This is a genomic window from Nocardia sp. MH4 (assembly GCF_019266065.1).
In the GTDB taxonomy this organism is placed as follows: Bacteria; Actinomycetota; Actinomycetes; order Mycobacteriales; family Mycobacteriaceae; genus Nocardia; species Nocardia canadensis.
On sequence record NZ_LPNR01000130.1, the window covers coordinates 26923 to 44989 of the forward strand.

Consider the following 18067-nt stretch of genomic DNA (forward strand, 5'->3'; position numbering starts at 1 on the left):
GGCCTCAGTTCCGATACATCCTGGGATAGATAGGCAGTCTCCGGTCTGCCAAAGGGACGAGTCTGCGTGGGGTTCTGCCCTGACGGTGCGCTATTCGCGGCCGGCAGCGATCACATCGTGCGCCTTGCGGAGAGCGCGTACCCGACTCCCCACAAAAACGAGTTCAACGACATCGACAGATGCACAATCTCGGTGGCCTTCAGCCCCGATAGCGCCTGCCGGCGGTCAGCAGCAACTCCGACATCTATTTCGAACCTCATGCAGCAAGGACGAGGATGGGCCATGGCTATGGGAGCTGACGCGGTTGGACCGGCAGCCGTAGACGTTGGTCGTCCGGGATGGCTCTAGGGCGCTGCCGAATAGCGCCATGAAGCCGGTGATCAGGCTTGACACAATTCTCAGCGGAAGCGCCTGACCACCTGGGTGTGCCTCAGATAGGCATCCGACGCGAATCTCCCCTGTTATCGGTCGCCCAGCTCGGATGCAAGGACGTGCAGTGCGGATCTATCGACCATACGCAGCGCCGATATCGGGATCTCCCAGTTTGCAATCGACCAGGCAAGCGCCAGAAGATGCTTGCTCCGCCGCCCGGGTAGAGTCTCGGCGCAGTGGAGATCGGTGGCCGCGACCGCGACCGCCACCCGGGCGAGTGCGTTGGCCTGTTGCTGCGGGTCGGTGATGGTGCGGGCGAGAGATTCGGCGCGACCGGGATCGGTGGCCGCGACCGCGACCGCCACTTCGGTGAGTGCTTTGGCCTGTAGCCGCGGGTTGGTGATGGTGCGGGCGAGAGATTCGGCGCGATCGGGATCGGTGGCCGCGACCGCGACCGCCACCCGAACGAGTGCACTGGCCTGTTGCCGCGGGTCGGTGATGGTGCGGGCGAGAGATTCGGCGCGACCGGTGATTCGACCGGCGAGATCGGGATCGGTGGCCGCGACCGCGACCGCCACCCGGACGAGTGCACTGGCCTGTTGCCGCGGGTTGGTGATGGTGCGGGCGAGAGATTCGGCGCGACCGGCGATTCGACCGGCGCGATCAGGATCGGTGGCCGCGACCGCAGCAGCCACCTCGGTGAGTGCTTTGACCTGTAGCCGCGGGTCGGTGATGGTGCGGGCGAGAGATTCGGCGCGACCGGCGATTCGACCGGCGCGATCAGGATCGGTGGCCGCGACCGCAGCAGCCACCCGGGCGAGTGCGTTGGCCTGTTGCTGCGGGTTGGTGATGGTGCGGGCCAGAGTTTCGGCGCGCCCGGGATCAGTGGCCGCGACCGCTGCCGCCACCCCGGCGAGTGCGTTGGCCTGTTGCTGCGGGTCGGTGATGGTGCGGGCCAGAGTCTCAGCGCGATCGGGATCAGTGGCCGCGACCGCGACCGCGACCTCGGTGAGTGCTTTGGCCTGTTGCTGCGGGTTGGTGATGGTGCGGGCGAGAGATTCGGCGCGACCGGCGATTCGACCGGCGCGATCAGGATCGGTGGCCGCGACCGCAGCAGCCACCTCGGTGAGTGCTTTGGCCTGTAGCCGCGGGTCGGAGATGGTGCGTGCGACAGATTCGGCGCGACCGGCGATTCGACTAGCCCGATCGGGATCGGTGGCCGCGACCGCGACCGCCACCCGGACGAGTGCGTTCGCCTGTTGCCGCAGGTCGGTGATGGTGCGGGCCAGAGTTTCGGCACGATCGGGATCGGTGGCCGCGACCGCGACCGTCACCCGGGCGAGTGCGTTGGCCTGTTGCTGCGGGTCGGTGATGGTGTGGGCGAGAGATTCGGCGCGATCGGTGATTCGACCGGCGCGATCGGGATCGGTGGCCGCGACCGCGACCGCCACCCGGGCGAGTGCGTTGGCCTGTTGCTGCGGGTCGGTGATGGTGCGGGCCAGAGTTTCGGCACGATCGGGATCGGTGGCCGCGACCGCTGCCGCCACCCCGGCGAGTGCGTTGGCCTGTTGCTGCGGGTCGGTGATGGTGCGAGCGAGAGATTCGGCGCGACCGGCGATTCGACCGGCGCGGTCAGGATTGGTGTCTGTGACCGCGGCAGCCACCTCGATGAGCGCGTTGGCTTGTAGCCGTCGGTTGGTGATGGTGCGGGCCAGAGTCTCAGCGCGACCGGGATCAGTGGCCGCGACCACGACCGCCACCCCGCTGAGCGCGTCGGCCTGTCGCCACGGGTTGGTAATGCTGCGGGCCAGAGTCTCAGCGCGACCGGGATCAGTGGCCGCGACCACGACCGCCACCCCGCTGAGCGCGTCGGCCTGTCGCCACGGGTCGGTAATGATGCGGGCCAGAGTCTCAGCGCGACCGGGATCAGTGGCCGCGACCACGACCGCCACCCCGGCGAGTGCGCCGGCCTGTAGCTGCGGGTCGGTGATGGTGCGGGCCAGAGTCTCAGCGCGGTCGGGTTGGCCGAGGCTCGCCCATACAGCTGGCAGCTCTGCAGGGATGTTGGCGTTGCGGGTGTGGAGGTTGTCGCGGTGGCGGGCCAGGCGTGCGGTGGTGAGCAGGTCGGGATCAGGTTGCTCGCAAATGATCTGCTGTACGGTGCGGATCTCGCTGAGCGCGGTCACATCGCCGCCGGTATGTGCGCGCATCCGGTCGTGACGAACGACATCGAGGGCCAGCGCCGCCATCCGCGGGAAGTCGTCGTGCTTGTCCAGGACCGGGAAGTAGCGGCGTAGCAGGAAGTCCGGTGTCTGCGCGGGCCAGCCCAAGTCACGGTAACGCTCGCCCCAGACGCGCAACTGTTCCAGGCACCTATCGATGTAAGTGCGACCGAGTTCGCTTTCGGCGGTACGTTGCAGGGTTTCGTGGGCCAGCACATACACCGGATCCCCCTTACCATCCGGACCGGACAGCGCCGAGCGTGTACGCAGGCTACGTCCAGCGACCGCGTGTAGCAGCTCATGAATCTCGTACGGCGCCATACCCGTGAGATCGGTGAGTTCGGAAACGGTCAGACCGTTGGCGGCGGTGATCAACGCGAGCAGGTCACGATGGGCACCCGACCCACGCAACAAGACGCCGAGCTCGGCAAGGGCTTTCGCCCGGACATCAGCGGCGAACCGGGAGGATGTGAGCAGGTAAGGCTTGGTATCGGCCAGCCGATGACCGGACGGGATCGGCAGGGCGGGGCCGTGGCGGCTGGCGACGACTACCCGCAGGTTCGGACTCGGGCGGGAAGGCAGCAAACTCACGATCGGTGGTGTGTTGGTGTCCTCGTCCAGGCCGTCGACCACCAACACCAGTCGGCGTCCTGCCTCGGCTTCACGCTGAGCAGTGAGGGTGAGCAGCTCATTACGCAGCCCGTCACGGTTAATCGTGGCGGCCGCGATCAACGCTCGATGATCCGGCAACAACACTGCGAGTTGATCCAGGACCGCGTTCGTGAACGCGGTGTGGTCGTTCTGATCGGCGAGACGGTCGGTGATGAAAAACCCGATCACCGTCATGTCCTTGGGCGGGAACAGCATGAACCATGACAGCAACGCCGACTTTCCCGCCCACGGTTTCGCCTTGATCCACATATACGGTTGTTCACCGCGGCAGAACGCGGCCACATCATCGAGTTCGCGGGCCCTGTCCCGCAATCCGTCGACTGGGGCCAAGAACTCACGCACTTGGGACACATACAGCGACCTCCCCGACAGCAACGCAGCGTCGGAGACCACACCGACCTCGGTGTGGTGAATGGTGATGCCGCCTCCTTTCACACGGACCTGGTCGAAGTCATAGACCGGGCTCCGACCCGGATCAACGCGCGGCCGGCGCCACCACCGTTTGCCAGCCTTACCTTCACTCATGGGTGTGGGGGGACGTCACCATGACCGGCCCGGATGTTCTTGAAGACCAGCCCACCGCCGAAACGTCCTTTGTCGATCTTGACTGCGGTTCCTGTGGAATGAACCCCTTCGGCGCTCATTCCTCCCGGTGTTTGCAGGTCCGACAGATCGATTCCCAAAGCAGGCTCCGGTGCCGGAGCAGCAGGCACGGCGGAGGACTGGTTGTGATGTAGCCACAACGACACCACGAACACGCCAACGGTTAACACCGCCACTGCCACCCACGCCCACACCGAATGACCGCCACCGGTCGCGACATTGATCGCTACGGCGAGCGCCGTCGACAAACCTGCGGTCGCCGCCGTAGGCACCACCACCCGCCACACCGACTGTCCTGACGCCATACCAACCTCTTTCAGAGAGACTGAGACCGATTTTTACAGCCCCGCACCGCGAACACCCACCACTTCACCACATGTCGTCCGCCGCCGCCGAAGTGCTACACCATGTTGCGGCACAACCTCTTTCGCATTCCGGTCGGTCGCTCAACAAGCCACCATGAAAGTGGTACCACCCAAGCGGCATAAGGGCTGCTGCAGGGGTAGGTGCCACTGTCGCCCGATCCTGCAGCAGCCCCCAGCGTGAAGTCCTCCGCAACAGGGCCTTCCGCTCCGGCGACCACCCTGACCCCGGTGAATGGCACGATCTCGAGCGCCGTGAAATGGCTCGGCGCGTTAACGAGTACACCGCTGACCTCGTCAGCGCTCGCCCGCAGCGCTTCGGCAATTTCGCAACCGTCCCGCTGCCCGACGTCGAAGGCGCCGTCGCGGAGATCGACTACGCCCTCGACGAGCTTCAGGCTGACGGCATCGTTCTGCTGTCGAACTACGAGGGCATCTACCTCGGCAACAATCGGTACGATCCCGTGTGGGACACCCTCGACCGCCACCATGCGGTCGTCTTCATCCATCCCGGCCACCCCATGATGCCGGTACTGCCCGACGTTCCGGGTCCGATCGTCGACTACCCCTTCGACACCACCCGCAATGCCGTCCACATGGTCTACAACGGCATCACCACGCGCTTCCCCCGCACCCGGATCATCCTCTCTCACGCAGGCGGCTTCGTCCCCTACGCCGCACTTCGCTTCTCCCTTGCACGGGCGGCGTTCGATCCCCACGGCCCCACGGGTGAGGAACTGCTGACACAGCTACGTAGCTTCTACTTCGACACCGCACTCTCGTCCGGCGAGTACGCAATCACGGCGCTCGGCAAGTTTGCAGAACCGTCACGGATCCTCTTCGGCAGCGATTTTCCCTACGCCCCGCGCGCGGTGGCCACGAGCCTCACCGAGATCCTCGACTCCGGCTCTGGCCTGGCGGTCGAGCAGTCCACTGCCATCAACACCACGAACGCGATTCCGCTCTTTCCCCGGTTAGGTTGACCGAGCGATACATCGGATCGCGTGCGAACGTGACTTCGGTAGTCGAGCATCAGACCCGAGACGGCGCAGATTCCCAGGTAGGGGGCGCGCTCGGAGCGTCACCGACCAGCCGCAACCCGGCCGCGGCTTGCCGGTAGTCCAGCAGCCCGCGCCGAAGCGCTTGTCCGATGGTCTGCGCCGTGTCCCGCTGCCCGTCCACCAGGTGGGTGTAGATATCGAGGGTGGTGGTGTTGTTCTTGTGTCGCATGCGGCGGGTGACGTCGGCCAGGCTGTAGGCCCCGTCGGCCAAAAGGGATCCGTACAGGTGCCTAAGCGAGTGAAAGCCCATCTGCTGACGCATCTTTCCGTCGGGTCCCCAGGGCACCAGTCGTGCGGGTTCCCCACCGAGCTCCGACACGGCGGCGTAGACACGGCTCCGCAAAGCCTTCTGCGACATTCGACCGCCACTACGACTCGCTTCGAACTGGATGAACTTGCCGGTCGTGCGTCCGTCGAGCAGGCTGACCAGCCAGTCCACGACCCATGGGTCGACCGGGATCTGCGTCCCCGATGTTTCGGTCTTCAAGGGGCCGTCGTGGCTGCCGATCTTCTTGCCGTCGACTCGGCGAGATGGCTTGTATTGAGTGACAGGCTGATACGTGCACGCCTCGACGTCGAGGTCTTCGATGTTCGCGCCGAGGGCTTCACTGAGGCGAAGCCCGACGCCGACACCGAGCGCGACCGCGATGTGGGTCTCTTCCGGCATCAGGTGGAAAAAGGTCCAGAACTCTTCGATGGTCGGGCAGTAGGGGGCGATCTTCGGACGTTCCCGGTTCGGTTTGGCGTAGGTCTCGATCGAGCATGGCATCACTGTGGTGAGTTCAGCCCGTTTCGCCGCGGCCATGATCCGGGTGAGCAGGCGGTGGATGTCTACTCGGTAGTCGAACGAGTAGCCTGCTCGATGCAGCCCGGTCATCAATTTCAGCACGTGCGGCTCACGCACTTCGTGGACGGCTAGGCGATCGAGATATTTGAGGATGAGCTTGATCTTGCTCTGGTAGCCGCCAAAAGTGCCTCGATCGATTGCCTGGAGATCTAGCCATTCCCAGCACCATTCGGTCATCATGACCCGAGCGGCATCTTTGGTGATGTGCTGCCCGGCCTTGATCGCGGATACTTGATTTTGCGCCCACGTTTCGGCTGCTTTGGAGGTGTCGAATCCGCGCGTGTGGGGAGTGTGACGGATCCCGTCCTGGTATGCGCCCCTCCATTGCCTACCTTTTCCGTAGCTGGACGATTTCACCTTGCGGCCGTTGGCGTCTCGCCCCTGGCGATGCCAGGTGTCGTACGCCCGCAACGCGCGCAAGGCAGGGACAGGATTCCGCTGCAGCACCGACTATTCCCTCACCGTGCATCCGCCGATCTCAGCCGACGAATATGTACAGACAGTCCCGAATGCGAGGAAGCGATCTCCGCCGCTTCCATCACGCGGCATCTCGGCGCTCGATCTCGTCCAGAGAATGGCCGCCACCCTGCTCGAGCATCATCTGCTCCCAGGCAATCAACTCGTCCAATGGATATCGACGATGACGGCCGATGCGAGCGAATCGGGGCCCCTTACCGGCGGAAGCCCAGTTGGCTAACGTCTTCGGCGGTATCTTCAATCGGCGGGCGACGTCATCAGTTGTCAGCCACCCAGAGAAATGATCGACCATGCCGGTTCCTTTCAATATCGAAGTGTGTTCAGCAGAATTCCCGAATCGATTGATTGCGAATATCAACTACCTGCTATATCAACGCACCAAACACAACGAGCTGTCAAGCGCCGCAATAGAGTTCGGCTACGACACTGCACCTACGGCTAGTAGACGGTTACTTCGACCGAAGCTTTCTCCCGTGCTGAATACAGATCTTCGGTTTCAGGCTGAGCGATTATCGAAGATCACCTCGACCTACTGGACGACTCCGTACTTCGTCGCTGCCGAGCGGTCGTAGGAGTGCCGGTGTGGCCGATGCCGTCTGGTTGGTGAGCGTGGGCGAGGACCCGGCAGAGTCGATATCGATGTCGGTGTCGGGCTCATCGGTGGTGGAGGCAAGTTCGCCGGGATCGGTGGTGATAAGTGCGTTCTCGGTGTGTGAAGCCAGTGACCCGAACACTGCGCGGTCGGTGCCGCCGATCGTGAGTAGCCCCGATCCGCGTGCGGCCGAGAGCAGGAACTGTTGCTCACCGTCGGAGAGATGGAACGCAGTAGCGACCTCGTCGATGGCCTGGGGAGCCTGGCGGAGCAGGATCTGGGTCGCGGCGTTGGACACGATCGCGCGGCCCAGCTCGGTCGAGCAGACATCCGCGCAATCCTGGGTGGCGACGGTGAGCCCAGCCCAGTGCTTGCGGAAACTCTTCGCGGCCCGGAACAGGAACGCTGCTCCGGCGGGCTCGCGCATGAGCAGCCACGCCTCATCCACGGTGATCATTCGGGGTCGCCGCCGGCCAGGATTCGCCACCCGCCGCCAGGTCGCGTCCAGCACGAGCAGGGTGCCGATGGTTTTCAGCTCGTCGGGCAGCTCCCGCAGGGAGAACACGATCAGCCCACCCTCGGATTCGGTGGTGGTGGGTCCGTCGATCAGCCCGGCATAGGCTCCCTGCCCGGTGTAGGGGTGCAGCCCGGCGGCCAGCTCGGTCCCAGCGGGTGTGCCGAGCTGACCGAGCTGGTCACGCAGTCCGCTCAGCGTGGGCGCAGGCCGGGTCCAGGTGGATGGGTCGTCGCTAATCCCAGCGGCGGCGTAGGCGGCTGCCAGCGCGGCGTCCAGGGCCGCCCGCTGTACGGCGGTCTGGTTCCCCAGCAGCACCTGGACCAGAGTGTGCAGGAACAGCTTCCGCCGGGTGAGTGCTTCGGTCGGGGCGCTGCGGCGGCCGTCGGGTCTGGTGTGGACTTCCAGATCGAAGGGGTTGAGCCGGACCCCGGGTGCACCGAGGCGGATGTGCGTGCCACCCACGGACTCGGCGAGGCGGCGGTATTCGTCTTCGGGGTCGATCACGACCTGCTCGATCCCGCGATACAACGCTCGCAGGATTTCGGTTTTGACCAGATAGGACTTGCCCGCGCCGCTGCGGCCTAGCACGACGAGGTTGTGGTTGTGCGCCTCAGGCCCGAAACGGTCCACGAACAGCAACCCCGACGCGGCGTCGCGGCCGTAGAGAACGCCCTGGGGTCGCGCGGCCTGGGCGGGATCGGTTGCAGGGAGTTGGGGCGAGTCGAAGGGGAATGCCGCGGCGAGGGCGGTGGTGTCAAAGGTTCGCTGGACCCGGATCAGGTCGAGTCCGAGGGGCAGAGTTGTCATCCAGGCTTGGGCTGCTCGGTAGGACAGGGTGCAGGTGTCCACGAGCAGGCTCGCCGCCAGTGCCCGCACGGCGGCCACCTCGTCGGCCAGTTCGGTCCTTGTCTCGGCGTGGACGGTGAGATACACCCCGACCCGGAACAGGCGTGCCTCTGCGCGAGCGACACGGGCCGAGAGGTCGGCGGCGTCCTCGACGGCGACGTCGACCTGCGGGTCGGTCAGGCGGCCCCGGCCGAGATCGTGCATTCGGGAGGATTCGAGGCGGGCCTGCTGGCGGCGCAACCGGGTAGCTGCGGTGGCCGGGTCGACCGGCTCGACGTGGACCGCGACCTCGACTCGACCGGGGTGCGACAACAGGGGCGCGAGCCAGCCGGCCGTCACCTCACGCGGGTATCCGGTGACCGCGAGGGTGGAACTCCAGTTGGATCCGATTTCGAGGTGCCGGGTGCCGATGGTGACCGAGTCTGGGGCGAACCGGTCGAGCCCGTCCCCGGCGAATGGGTCTGGAATTCGGGCATCAGGGTCGGTGGTGATGACCGTGTCTGCGGGAGTGATGTCGGCGGCGGCCGACACCCGGCCCTCGGGGTTGGTGCAGCTGGCCAACACGGCAGCCGCGGCGTCGTGGTCTAGGGCGGTCACCGAGATCCCCAGCGGAGACAGCACATCGGCGGCCTCGTTCATCCGGCGTAGCAGCCGGGACTCGGCCGCTCGGCGCGCACCACCCGAGAGCGTGCGCCAGGCCCGGCGCTGTCCGGGTAGGCGGGCATGCAGCCCGCTGGTCGGCAGGGCTTCGGTGCGCTCACGCCACACGAGCAGCACCTGCCGGTGCACCGGATCTTCGCGGGCGGCCAACTCGGCAAGGTGGTCGGCGTGATCGAGGGCTGCCGCGGCGAGGTCGGCCGACATCTGGGTCGCGGCGCCGTGCAGGCCGGTGATGTGTTCGGTCAAGTCCAGACGGGCCGAACGGATGAGGATCTGCACGGGCTGGCGCAGGGTGTGCAGCCAGCCCGCGAGCTGCCCGACCAGGCTGTCCTGTTCGGCCGGAGTCCGCAACGACAGGTTCAGCGTTCCAGCGACCGCGATGGCGGCGAGGCCGTCGGCGCCGAGGTCGATCACCCCGACCCTGCCGCTGCTGCTGCTCGACACCGACTCGGGCAAGCGAGCCTGATTCGCCGACAGTTCCGAGGGCACCGGTAGCCGGGGACGGCGACCTTTGACTCGGGATGTCATCCAGCGCGGTGCCCGTGCCTGAGTACCGCCGTGTGATCGGGCGAGGTGGCGTGGGCGCAGTCGGTGACGGACTGCGGCGACGAGCAGCAAATCGGCCGACAGGCCGTCGCGGCGGGTCAGCACCGCGACCGCGACAACGACGAACACCAGCACAGCGGCGACGGTGAACACCGGCAAAGGCAACAGGGAACGCATGGCGGCCCAGGTCGAGTACAGCAGGACGGCGGTGGTGGCCAGGACGGCGAGTTGGCGGGCGGTGAAGGGCCCCAGCAGCCGGTCGGAGCGGTCGACGTCGGTGGGGATGCGCACGATGGTGCTCACTGGAGGGTTCCTCCTCTCGGGGCGCGCGGAGCGCGGCGGCGCACGGGCAGATCGGGCATGGGCAGGTGCAGCTGCCGCCCCGCCGGACGCGCTGGTGCCGGTGCGGGTCGTTGTGGTGGGTGCGGCGGTGGTGCAACGGGTTTGACCCGGGTGACGGGGAACGGGAGTGGGTACTGGCCGCTGCGGTTCGGGCGAAGACGCGCGTACGGGTCGGGCGGGGTGGGTTCGGTGAAGTCGAAGGCGAGCTGTTCGTTCCGCCGCCGGGGGGCGGGGCGTTCTGGTAGCGGGGTCGCTGGTGTCGTGCGGACGCGACGCACGGCGATCGGGAGCGGGTACTGTCCCCCGGCCCCAGCCCGGATGCCTCGATACGGGTCCGGCGGGGTGAAGTCGAACGCGAGCTGGCGCCCCCTCGCCGAACGGTTCGGGCGCGGCGGTGGCATGCTACTCGCCTGGGCCGGTGCCGGGCTGGGTTGCCGGGCGACGCGGCGGACTCCTTCCAGGGGCAGCATGAGCTGCCCGTCGCGCGTCGAACGCACCCGCGCGTAGGGATCGGGCGACCCACTGCTGGCGGCGGTGCGAGGTGCTCGTGGGGCGCGGGCAGGGCGTGGAGCTCGTCGTGCCGATGCCCCCGTCGCGGCAGTGCGAGAGGTGCTCGAGGTGGCGCCTTTGAGCATCCCGAGGGTTTTGTAGGCGATGAAGCCACGCACGATCGAGCCGAGGAAGCTGCGGCCTTGCCCGATCTTGAGGACCGACAACAGCCACATCGGGGTTTTGATCAACACGAACATCAACGCCAAAGCGACCGTGAGGTCGGCGATCTCGTTGGCGTCCGGACCGAACAGATGCCACCCGCCGGGAGCCAGCAGTACCCGCAAGACGGTCACGAGCGTCAGTGATTGCACCACCTGGATCGCCAGGCACGCGGCGAAGCTACGCCACCACCAACGGGCGACACCGTCCAGGCCGGGCAACCCATGACACATCAACGCCAAGGGTGCGCCGACGATCAGCAGGATCGTGATGGTGACTCGGACGACGTAGGAGATGAGCAGCACGAGCAGCATCATCGACAGGGCCAACTGGAGCAGGATGAACACGCCCCGGGACTGGTTGCTGGTGACGGCGAGTTCGGTCAGGGCGTCGGCGGCCGAGCCGGAGTCGACGCCGTCTCCGGCCAGGGCACCGGCGAGGGCGTTGGCGAAACCGATTCCGGCGGTGGCGATCATCATGCTCAATCCCCCGGCCGCGAACCCGATCACCAGCCGGGGCGCGAGCTCACGGATCGACCATTGGGTTTGGACGGTCTCGCGCATCATCAGCAGCACGCCTGCGGCCATGACGACCAGGACGTAGAGGGCGAGCACGATCTGCCAGGACTGGTTCCACAGCGCCCCGATCTCCGGTATCTGCCCGGGTTCGGGTGTGGTGAGCAGGGTTTTCGACAGCAACTCGAGCAGCGGGTTGAGCGAGGTCTCCACGATGCGCTGGAAGAACCCGTCGACGGCGTTCTCCACACACCCGTTGATGTTGGTGACCCCGCACTCCGCCGACCCCGACCCCGAACCGGAGCCGGGTGCCGTTGTCGTGCCGGGCGCGGTCGTCGTCGGCGGGGCGGTGGTCGAGGGCGGCGTCACCCATCGGCGCGGGGTAGTCGTGGGCGGTGGAGTGGTTGTCGTGTCCGGGGTGGCGGGTGCGGTGGTCACCGGCGGAGTCGGTGTCGGGGTGGCGGGTTGGGCGGCGGCTCCGGCGGAACTGGTGAGCACGATCAGGATCGCGGCGGGCACGGCCGCTGCGGTGGCGGCGGCGGTGCGCGTTGTCCGCGAGAGCCGCGCGGGTGCGGGTGGTGCCTGGGCCGAGGTGGTCACGGTCAGGCTCCGATGATGGATTTGAGCACGGCGACGATGACCGGTGCCAGCATCGCCAGCGCGTAGCCGATGCAGGCGGCGCGGAAGGCGGTTTTGGCCTTCTCGATCTCGCTGGGGTCGCCGCCGCCGAGCAGGTAGCGGGCTCCGGCGATGGTCAAGAACAAGGTCGCCAGCCCGGCCAGGATGCCGACCAACCAGTTACGGGCGTTGTCGATCACCTCGCCCAACGACGAGGCGATGGCCAGGACCTCGGTGTGTGGCGGTGCCGCCGAGGCAGATCCGGCGATCAACAACAGGACTGCGCTCGTGGCCGCGACCGCGAGCACCCGCAGCCAACGCCGTCCATGCTGCCGAGCCGACCCTGGCGTGGTCTGGTTGACGTGTCCCCGGTTGGTGTTCATGCCGCCACCTGCCCGTGCTCGGTGCTCGACAGCGCCGGGACCGCTGAGGGCGGGTTCGGCCGGCGACCTCGCCGCGGTGACCGATCCGGCGGCGCGAGGGCGGTCACCGCCTCGGCTTCGACCGGGCCGCTGCGATCGGGATCGAAGTCTCGGACGCGGTCGTTCAGCCACGCGAGTAGGGCGCGTTCGGCGCGGGGGCGCTGTTTGCGCAACTTCCACAGCGACACACCACGTTCGGCCGCCAGCGCGGTGAGCGACCGGCCCTCCCACCGTGACGCGGCGATGAGTTCGGCAGCGTCGGCGGAGATCACTCCAGCGGCCACGGCATCGGCCAGCACCGTCTCGGGATGCCCCGGACCCGAGACCATCGCCTGGCCCCGCTCCCCCAGCGAAGCCAGGTCACGGTCGAGGTCGCCAACGACAGTTGCGCCGGTTCGCTGACTGGTTGCCGCCGCGAGCGCCGCGCGGTAAGCGCCCCACCGCAATCGGTGCCAGACTCCTGGCTCCTCCAGTCCCACGCGCGGGAGGTGGGCCAGGAACGCGGTCAGGATTTCGGACTCGATGTCGTGGCGGGCCGGGTGGTTGGAGGGGACGCACTCGCTGGCGGTCCGCGACAGCATCGGCGCGGCGAGCCCGGAGCAGACGAGCATCGCGTTGGTGTCGTTGGCGCGGACTCGTTGCAGCAGCCACACCCAGATCGCGTCGACCTCTCCCATCGGGGTGGCCGGATGCCACAGCCGCTCACGCAACTGCCCCCACGTCCGCGCCGGGTCAGCGGGGTCGGGGGGTGCTGGCGTCGGGTGCGGGTCGGTGGGCATGGTTTCGGCGGCCATCCGGTCGAAGCCCGCCCACACGACTGCCAGCGGCGAGCCCGGCTTTGCGCCCGGTCCCGCATATGTCGCGACGCGTGAATTCGTCACTACAGATCTCCTTGTTCGGTCGAGAAATTCCGACCTCGCAAGGACACCTCGCGGCCATATCCGAAACCTATCCAAACTCTATCCGGACAACACCCAAACCATATCTGAAACATATCCAAGTCATATCCTGGGCGAGTTGGCGAATATTTCGCTATCGCTCGCCGCGCCGCCGCTGGGCCGCTGGATATCCGCGCGCATATAGGCATCCAACTGGGCTTGTGAAGTCGCGGATATTTCCAGGATATGAACCGGATATGTTTCAGATAGGATCTGGATAGGGCCATCGAACAGTGCCGGCAACCCGGCGAAAAATACTTGAAAAAAGTTTCCGACCGACAGGGTGGACGACTGTCCCGGTGGGCAGGATTTTCTGACTCAGGAAATTCTCAGAAAATTTATCGGGTGACCGTGTCCCGATTTTTGCTTTTTGGCGGAAGTAAGCGAGTACACACCGCTCTCTCGCTCAGGAGGCCACAATGCCCGCCACATCCCGACCCCGTTCCAGCTCCGCCGCCGTGCGCGTCCCCTCGACCTTGTGGGCGGTCGGGTCCGAGCCGCTGGACCCCGACGACCGTTGGCCCGACCAGGCTCTGGTCCACACGATCACCGAGTTCTCCGCGCCCGGCGCGCGGGTGATGCTGCTGGGTTGGCCCGCCCCCGGCGCCCGGGGCGCGTTGCGGATCATCGAGCCCGACACCGCCGCCGCGCTGTCCACGATCGGGGATCTGGGCCGTCACGGACTCGATGCCCCCACTGACCGGACCTGGTGCGGTGAGCCGGTGGATCTGGTCGTCGCGAGCCTGCTCGCCGATCATCTCGACCCGATCGCCGCCGCCGAGCACATCACCGCGCTCGCGACCGAAGTCCTCGCGAGGTGTGGGTTGCTGGTCGTTTTCTCCCGCTGCCGCCACAGCGACTCCGGGGTCCTGTTGGACCCGGCTGGATCGGTCGTGGCCGCCGCCCAAGCCGCCGATCTGCTCTATCTCCAGCACATCATTGCCGCCCCAATCTCCGGGCAGGCCGTCACCGCGACTCCCGCCCCGGCTCCCTCGCACAACGCGCGCCACACGGTCGCGCACACCGACGTCTTCGTCTTCCTCCAGCCCGCCCATGGCTGAGCTCGCACACCCGCTGGCCCGCCGCAACTCTCACGCGAAGGACACCCGAATGACGCTCGACCCGACCACCACCACCGCCGCCGACATCGACTCCGGCACCCTCGCGCAGACCGCCTCGGTCGTCGCGCCGGTGTCGGTGTGGGCTACCGCGCAGACCGCACCCACCGCGCAGCGGCGGGGCCGCTACCACCCCGACAGTGTCCAGCACCCGGCGAAAATGTTCCCCGCCATCGTCGCCCACGCCGTGAACACCTACACCCGTCCCGGAGACCTCGTGCTGGATCCGATGTGCGGGATCGGCACCACCCTGGTCGAGTCGCTGCACTTGGGCCGCCGAGCGGTCGGGGTGGAGTACGAGGGTCGGTGGGCGGAGCTGGCGCGCACCAACCTCGAGCTCGCTCACGAGGCCGGAATCGATCTCGCCGCCGACGTCTTCCACGGCGACGCCCGCAAACTCGGGGATCTGATCCCGGCAGACCTACGCGGTCAGGCGCGCCTGGTCATCACCTCCCCGCCCTACGGCGACTCGGTGCACGGGCACGTCAAGACTTCCACGACCGAGAAGCTGCGGAAGAAGAACCAGCGCTACGGCGCGGTCCTGGACCGGGGCAACCTCGCCAACGTCGGGATCGGCCGCCTGCTGTCGGGGTTCACCAAGATCCTGGCCGGTGCCGCCGAATACCTCGCTCCCGGTGGGTATGTGGTGATCACCGCGCGGCCGTGGCGTCAGCACGCCGAACTCGTGCCGCTGCCCGCGCACCTCTACACCTGCGGCGAGCTGGCCGGGCTGGTTCCGGTGGAGCGGTGCGTGGCGCTGCTCGGGCGTCTCACCGAGGGCGAACTCGTCGCACGGTCGAGCTTCTTCCAGCGCGACTTCATCGTCAAGCAGCGCGCGGCCGGGCTGCCGATGCACCTCATCGCCCACGAGGACGTCATCATCTTGCGCAAGCCCGACGCCGACGAGGCGACCGAACGTCGCCGCGCGGCGGGCCGGTTCCCGTTCGGCAGCGCGGCGACGCTGCCGAACACCGAGACCGGCCCGGGGTCGGTGGCCGCGTGAATCCCGAGCAGGGATGGCTCGGCCGGGCGCTTCTCGCGCCCGGCCGGGCCCTGGCCGACCTCCGCGAAGCCCTCGAACACACACTCGTGTCCACCGATGGCCTGTTCGTCGTCGCGGCTGGTCTCGCGGTGCTCGCCGCGGTGCGGCTCGCGGTTCGGTGGCGGCGGGGCCGGCTGAGTGCACGCGCCCGCCAGATCACCGTGCTCACCCCACCCGAGGTCGATGCAAAAGGCGCCCTGAGCTTCTGGGCCCACCTCATAGGACAACTCCGACCAGCCTGGGCGAGAACCGTTCTGGGACAACCGCATCTCGGGTTCGAGTACACCGTCACCCCGGAGGAAGGCGCGGCGATCCGGCTCTGGGTGCCCGGAGCGATCCCGCCCGGGCTCATCGAACGCGCCATCGCCTCCGCCTGGCCCGGCGCACACACCGACACCGTCGAACCCGCCCGGCCCCCGCTGCCGACCACGGTGAAAGGCGTGCGGCGGATCGTGGCCGGAGGGGAGTTGCGCCTCGGGCGCCGTGAGGGACTCCCGCTCAGTACCGACCACTCCGGTGACTTGGTGCGCAACGTGATCACCGCCGCCGACGATCTGGCCCCCGGCCAGGCCACCTGCGTGCAGATCCTCGCCCGCCCGGTCACCGGCCGCCGCGTCGCCCGAGCCACCCGCGCAGCGGCGAGCACCAGCAACCGGGCCGGGGTGGTGACGGGTGTGCTGCGTGAGGCGTTGAACCTGTTCACGCCCGGCTCGTCCGCGACCCGTGTCTCCCCCACCGCCGGAGGTGGGACGGGGAACGGAAGGGCCACCGACCGGCAGATGTCGCTGGAGTACAGCGCCGCTGCCCGCGCGGCAGCGGCCAAAGCCCGAGGCGCGCACTGGGAGACGATCGTCCGCTATGCCGCCTCGATCCCGATCTCCACCGACCCCGACGAAAGCAACTCGACCGGCGAAGCGCGAGCGGTGGCGCGCGGGCGCGCCGACGCTCTCGCCACCGTGTTCGGGGCCTGCACCGACCACAACTACTACCGGCGACGCCGTCAGCCCTTCCGCCTGGAGCGGTTGATCCGGCAGCGGCAGCTCGGGCGCGGAGACGTGCTCTCGGTGCCCGAGCTGGCCACGATCGCGCATCTGCCCACCGACGACGGACTACCCGGCCTGCAGCGCGCCGGAGCCCGAGCCTTGTCCCCAGCTCCGGAGATCCCCGTCGGCGGGCAACACACGAAACCGTTGGGCATGGCCGACACCGGAACCCGCCGCCCGGTCGCGGTCAAGGTCTCCGATGCGCGTCATCACCTGCACATCCTCGGCCCGACCGGTGTCGGCAAGTCCACGTTGTTGGCGCGCACCATCCTCGATGACGCCGAGGCAGAGCGTGGGGTGATCGTCATCGACCCCAAAGGCGACCTCGTCACCGACGTCCTCTCGCGGCTGCCGTCCCGCATGGCCGATCGCGTGGTGCTCTTCGACGCCGACTCCTCCGCCCCGCCGCCGTGCGTGAACCCCCTCGATATCGGCCGGATCGGGCGCGCGGGAACCGATCTCGCCGTCGACAACCTCGTCACCGTGTTCCACCGCATCTTTCACCAGTGGTGGGGACCACGCACCGACGACATCATGCGCGCAAGCCTGCTCACCCTCTGCGCACAACCAGGCACCGCCACCCTGGCCGACCTACCCCGACTGCTCACCGAGTCCGCGTTCCGGTCCCGGATCACCCGCACCACCAAAGACCCCGTGCTGCGCGGGTTCTGGGACGCCTACGAACAGCTCTCCGACACCGGCCGCGCTCAACTCACCGGCCCACTGCTGAACAAACTGAGAGCGTTCCTACTGCGCCCGTTCGTGCGGTCGGCCATCGCGGGCGGCCCCTCCACGGTCGAGTTCGCCGACATCCTCGACAACGGCGGCATCTGCCTCGCCAGACTGCCAAAAGGCTCACTCGGAGAAGAAACCTCACGCCTGGTCGGGTCACTGCTGGTGGCACGGACCTGGCAAGCCGTGACCGCACGGGCAAGGGTGGCTTCTGCCGATCGGCCTGACGCGGCGCTTGTGCTCGACGAGGCACAGAACTTCCTCAACCTGTCCACACCGATCGAGGACATGCTCGCCGAAGCCCGAGGACTGCGCCTGTCGCTGCTGCTGGCGCACCAGAACCTGGGCCAGCTCTCGCGCGAACTGCGCGACGGCATCTCGGCCAACGCGCGCAACAAGCTCATCTTCGCCGTCTCGCCCGACGACGCCCGGGACCTGGCCCGTCACACCGATCCGTGGCTGTCCGAGCACGACCTGTCGCACCTGGACGCCTTCCACGCCGCCGCCCGCTTGCTGGTCGACGGCCGCAACGCGCGCCCGTTCACCCTCACCACCCGCCCGCTCGACCCGTCGATCCCGGGCCGCGCTCGTGAGATCGCCGCCGCCGCCCGTGCCCGCCTGGCCGCCCCAGCGTCCACGCCTGCCCCAGGCCCCACCGAGTAACTCGGCCTTTCCGCCGCCCAACCCTCGCCGGTCCAACCTGACCACCCGAGAAAGGCAGTGCCACACATGCTTTCCCGCCCCGCCCAGCAAGCCGACAGCCGCCGACCCCGACCCGATTCCCGGCCCCGACCCCGACCGCTCGACCT

Annotated in this window: 12 protein-coding genes; 4 read left to right on the plus strand and 8 right to left on the minus strand. The window is 67.6% G+C overall.

Going from position 1 to position 18067, the window contains the following annotated elements; translation table 11 throughout:
- Positions 1–461: 461 nt before the first annotated feature.
- Positions 462–3608 carry a hypothetical protein gene (locus tag ATM97_RS31900; RefSeq protein ID WP_218721930.1) on the minus strand — a complete coding sequence of 1049 codons (3147 nt, stop codon included), beginning with the start codon at positions 3606–3608 and terminating at the stop codon, positions 462–464.
- A gap of 179 nt (positions 3609–3787) precedes the next feature.
- Positions 3788–4174, minus strand: coding sequence for a hypothetical protein (locus ATM97_RS31905; RefSeq protein WP_218721931.1), 387 nt, complete (start codon positions 4172–4174; stop codon positions 3788–3790).
- A gap of 317 nt (positions 4175–4491) precedes the next feature.
- Here ATM97_RS31905 and ATM97_RS31910 point away from each other — a divergent pair, with 317 nt between their 5' ends.
- The gene (locus tag ATM97_RS31910) at positions 4492–5214 is read left to right on the plus strand and encodes an amidohydrolase family protein (RefSeq protein WP_218721932.1); all 723 of its coding nucleotides are present in this window, start codon (positions 4492–4494) and stop codon (positions 5212–5214) included.
- 49 nt (positions 5215–5263) lie between these two features.
- Here the strand turns inward: ATM97_RS31910 and ATM97_RS31915 are convergent, their stop codons facing one another.
- The 6 genes from ATM97_RS31915 to ATM97_RS31940 all read right to left on the minus strand — a co-directional run bounded on the left by ATM97_RS31915 (position 5264) and on the right by ATM97_RS31940 (position 13266).
- Entirely contained in the window at positions 5264–6586 is a 1323-nt protein-coding gene (locus ATM97_RS31915) for a tyrosine-type recombinase/integrase (protein ID WP_218721933.1), read from the minus strand.
- A 91-nt stretch (positions 6587–6677) separates the two neighbouring features.
- Positions 6678–6908: a helix-turn-helix domain-containing protein gene (locus ATM97_RS31920; RefSeq protein WP_218721934.1), complete on the minus strand. Its 231-nt coding sequence runs from the start codon at positions 6906–6908 to the stop codon at positions 6678–6680.
- A 217-nt stretch (positions 6909–7125) separates the two neighbouring features.
- The gene (locus ATM97_RS34955; protein ID WP_218721935.1) at positions 7126–10080 is read right to left on the minus strand and encodes a PrgI family protein; all 2955 of its coding nucleotides are present in this window, start codon (positions 10078–10080) and stop codon (positions 7126–7128) included.
- Entirely contained in the window at positions 10077–11945 is a 1869-nt protein-coding gene (locus ATM97_RS31930; RefSeq protein ID WP_218721936.1) for a hypothetical protein, read from the minus strand. The genes ATM97_RS34955 and ATM97_RS31930 overlap by 4 nt, the downstream gene beginning before the upstream one ends.
- A 2-nt stretch (positions 11946–11947) precedes the next feature.
- Entirely contained in the window at positions 11948–12346 is a 399-nt protein-coding gene (locus ATM97_RS31935) for a pilin (protein ID WP_255588714.1), read from the minus strand.
- Positions 12343–13266: a hypothetical protein gene (locus ATM97_RS31940; protein ID WP_218721937.1), complete on the minus strand. Its 924-nt coding sequence runs from the start codon at positions 13264–13266 to the stop codon at positions 12343–12345. Before ATM97_RS31940 ends, ATM97_RS31935 begins: the two co-directional genes overlap by 4 nt.
- Before the next feature lie 476 nt (positions 13267–13742).
- Here ATM97_RS31940 and ATM97_RS31945 point away from each other — a divergent pair, with 476 nt between their 5' ends.
- The 3 genes from ATM97_RS31945 to ATM97_RS31955 are packed head-to-tail and all read left to right on the plus strand — an operon-like array spanning position 13743 to position 17921.
- Positions 13743–14384, plus strand: a complete 642-nt coding sequence (locus ATM97_RS31945) for a hypothetical protein (RefSeq protein ID WP_218721938.1) — start codon at positions 13743–13745, stop codon at positions 14382–14384.
- Between the two features lie 49 nt (positions 14385–14433).
- On the plus strand, positions 14434–15444 hold the full coding sequence (locus ATM97_RS31950) for a TRM11 family methyltransferase (RefSeq protein ID WP_218721939.1): 1011 nt from the start codon (positions 14434–14436) through the stop codon (positions 15442–15444).
- The gene (locus tag ATM97_RS31955; protein WP_218721940.1) at positions 15441–17921 is read left to right on the plus strand and encodes a type IV secretory system conjugative DNA transfer family protein; all 2481 of its coding nucleotides are present in this window, start codon (positions 15441–15443) and stop codon (positions 17919–17921) included. Before ATM97_RS31950 ends, ATM97_RS31955 begins: the two co-directional genes overlap by 4 nt.
- Positions 17922–18067 lie beyond the last annotated feature (146 nt).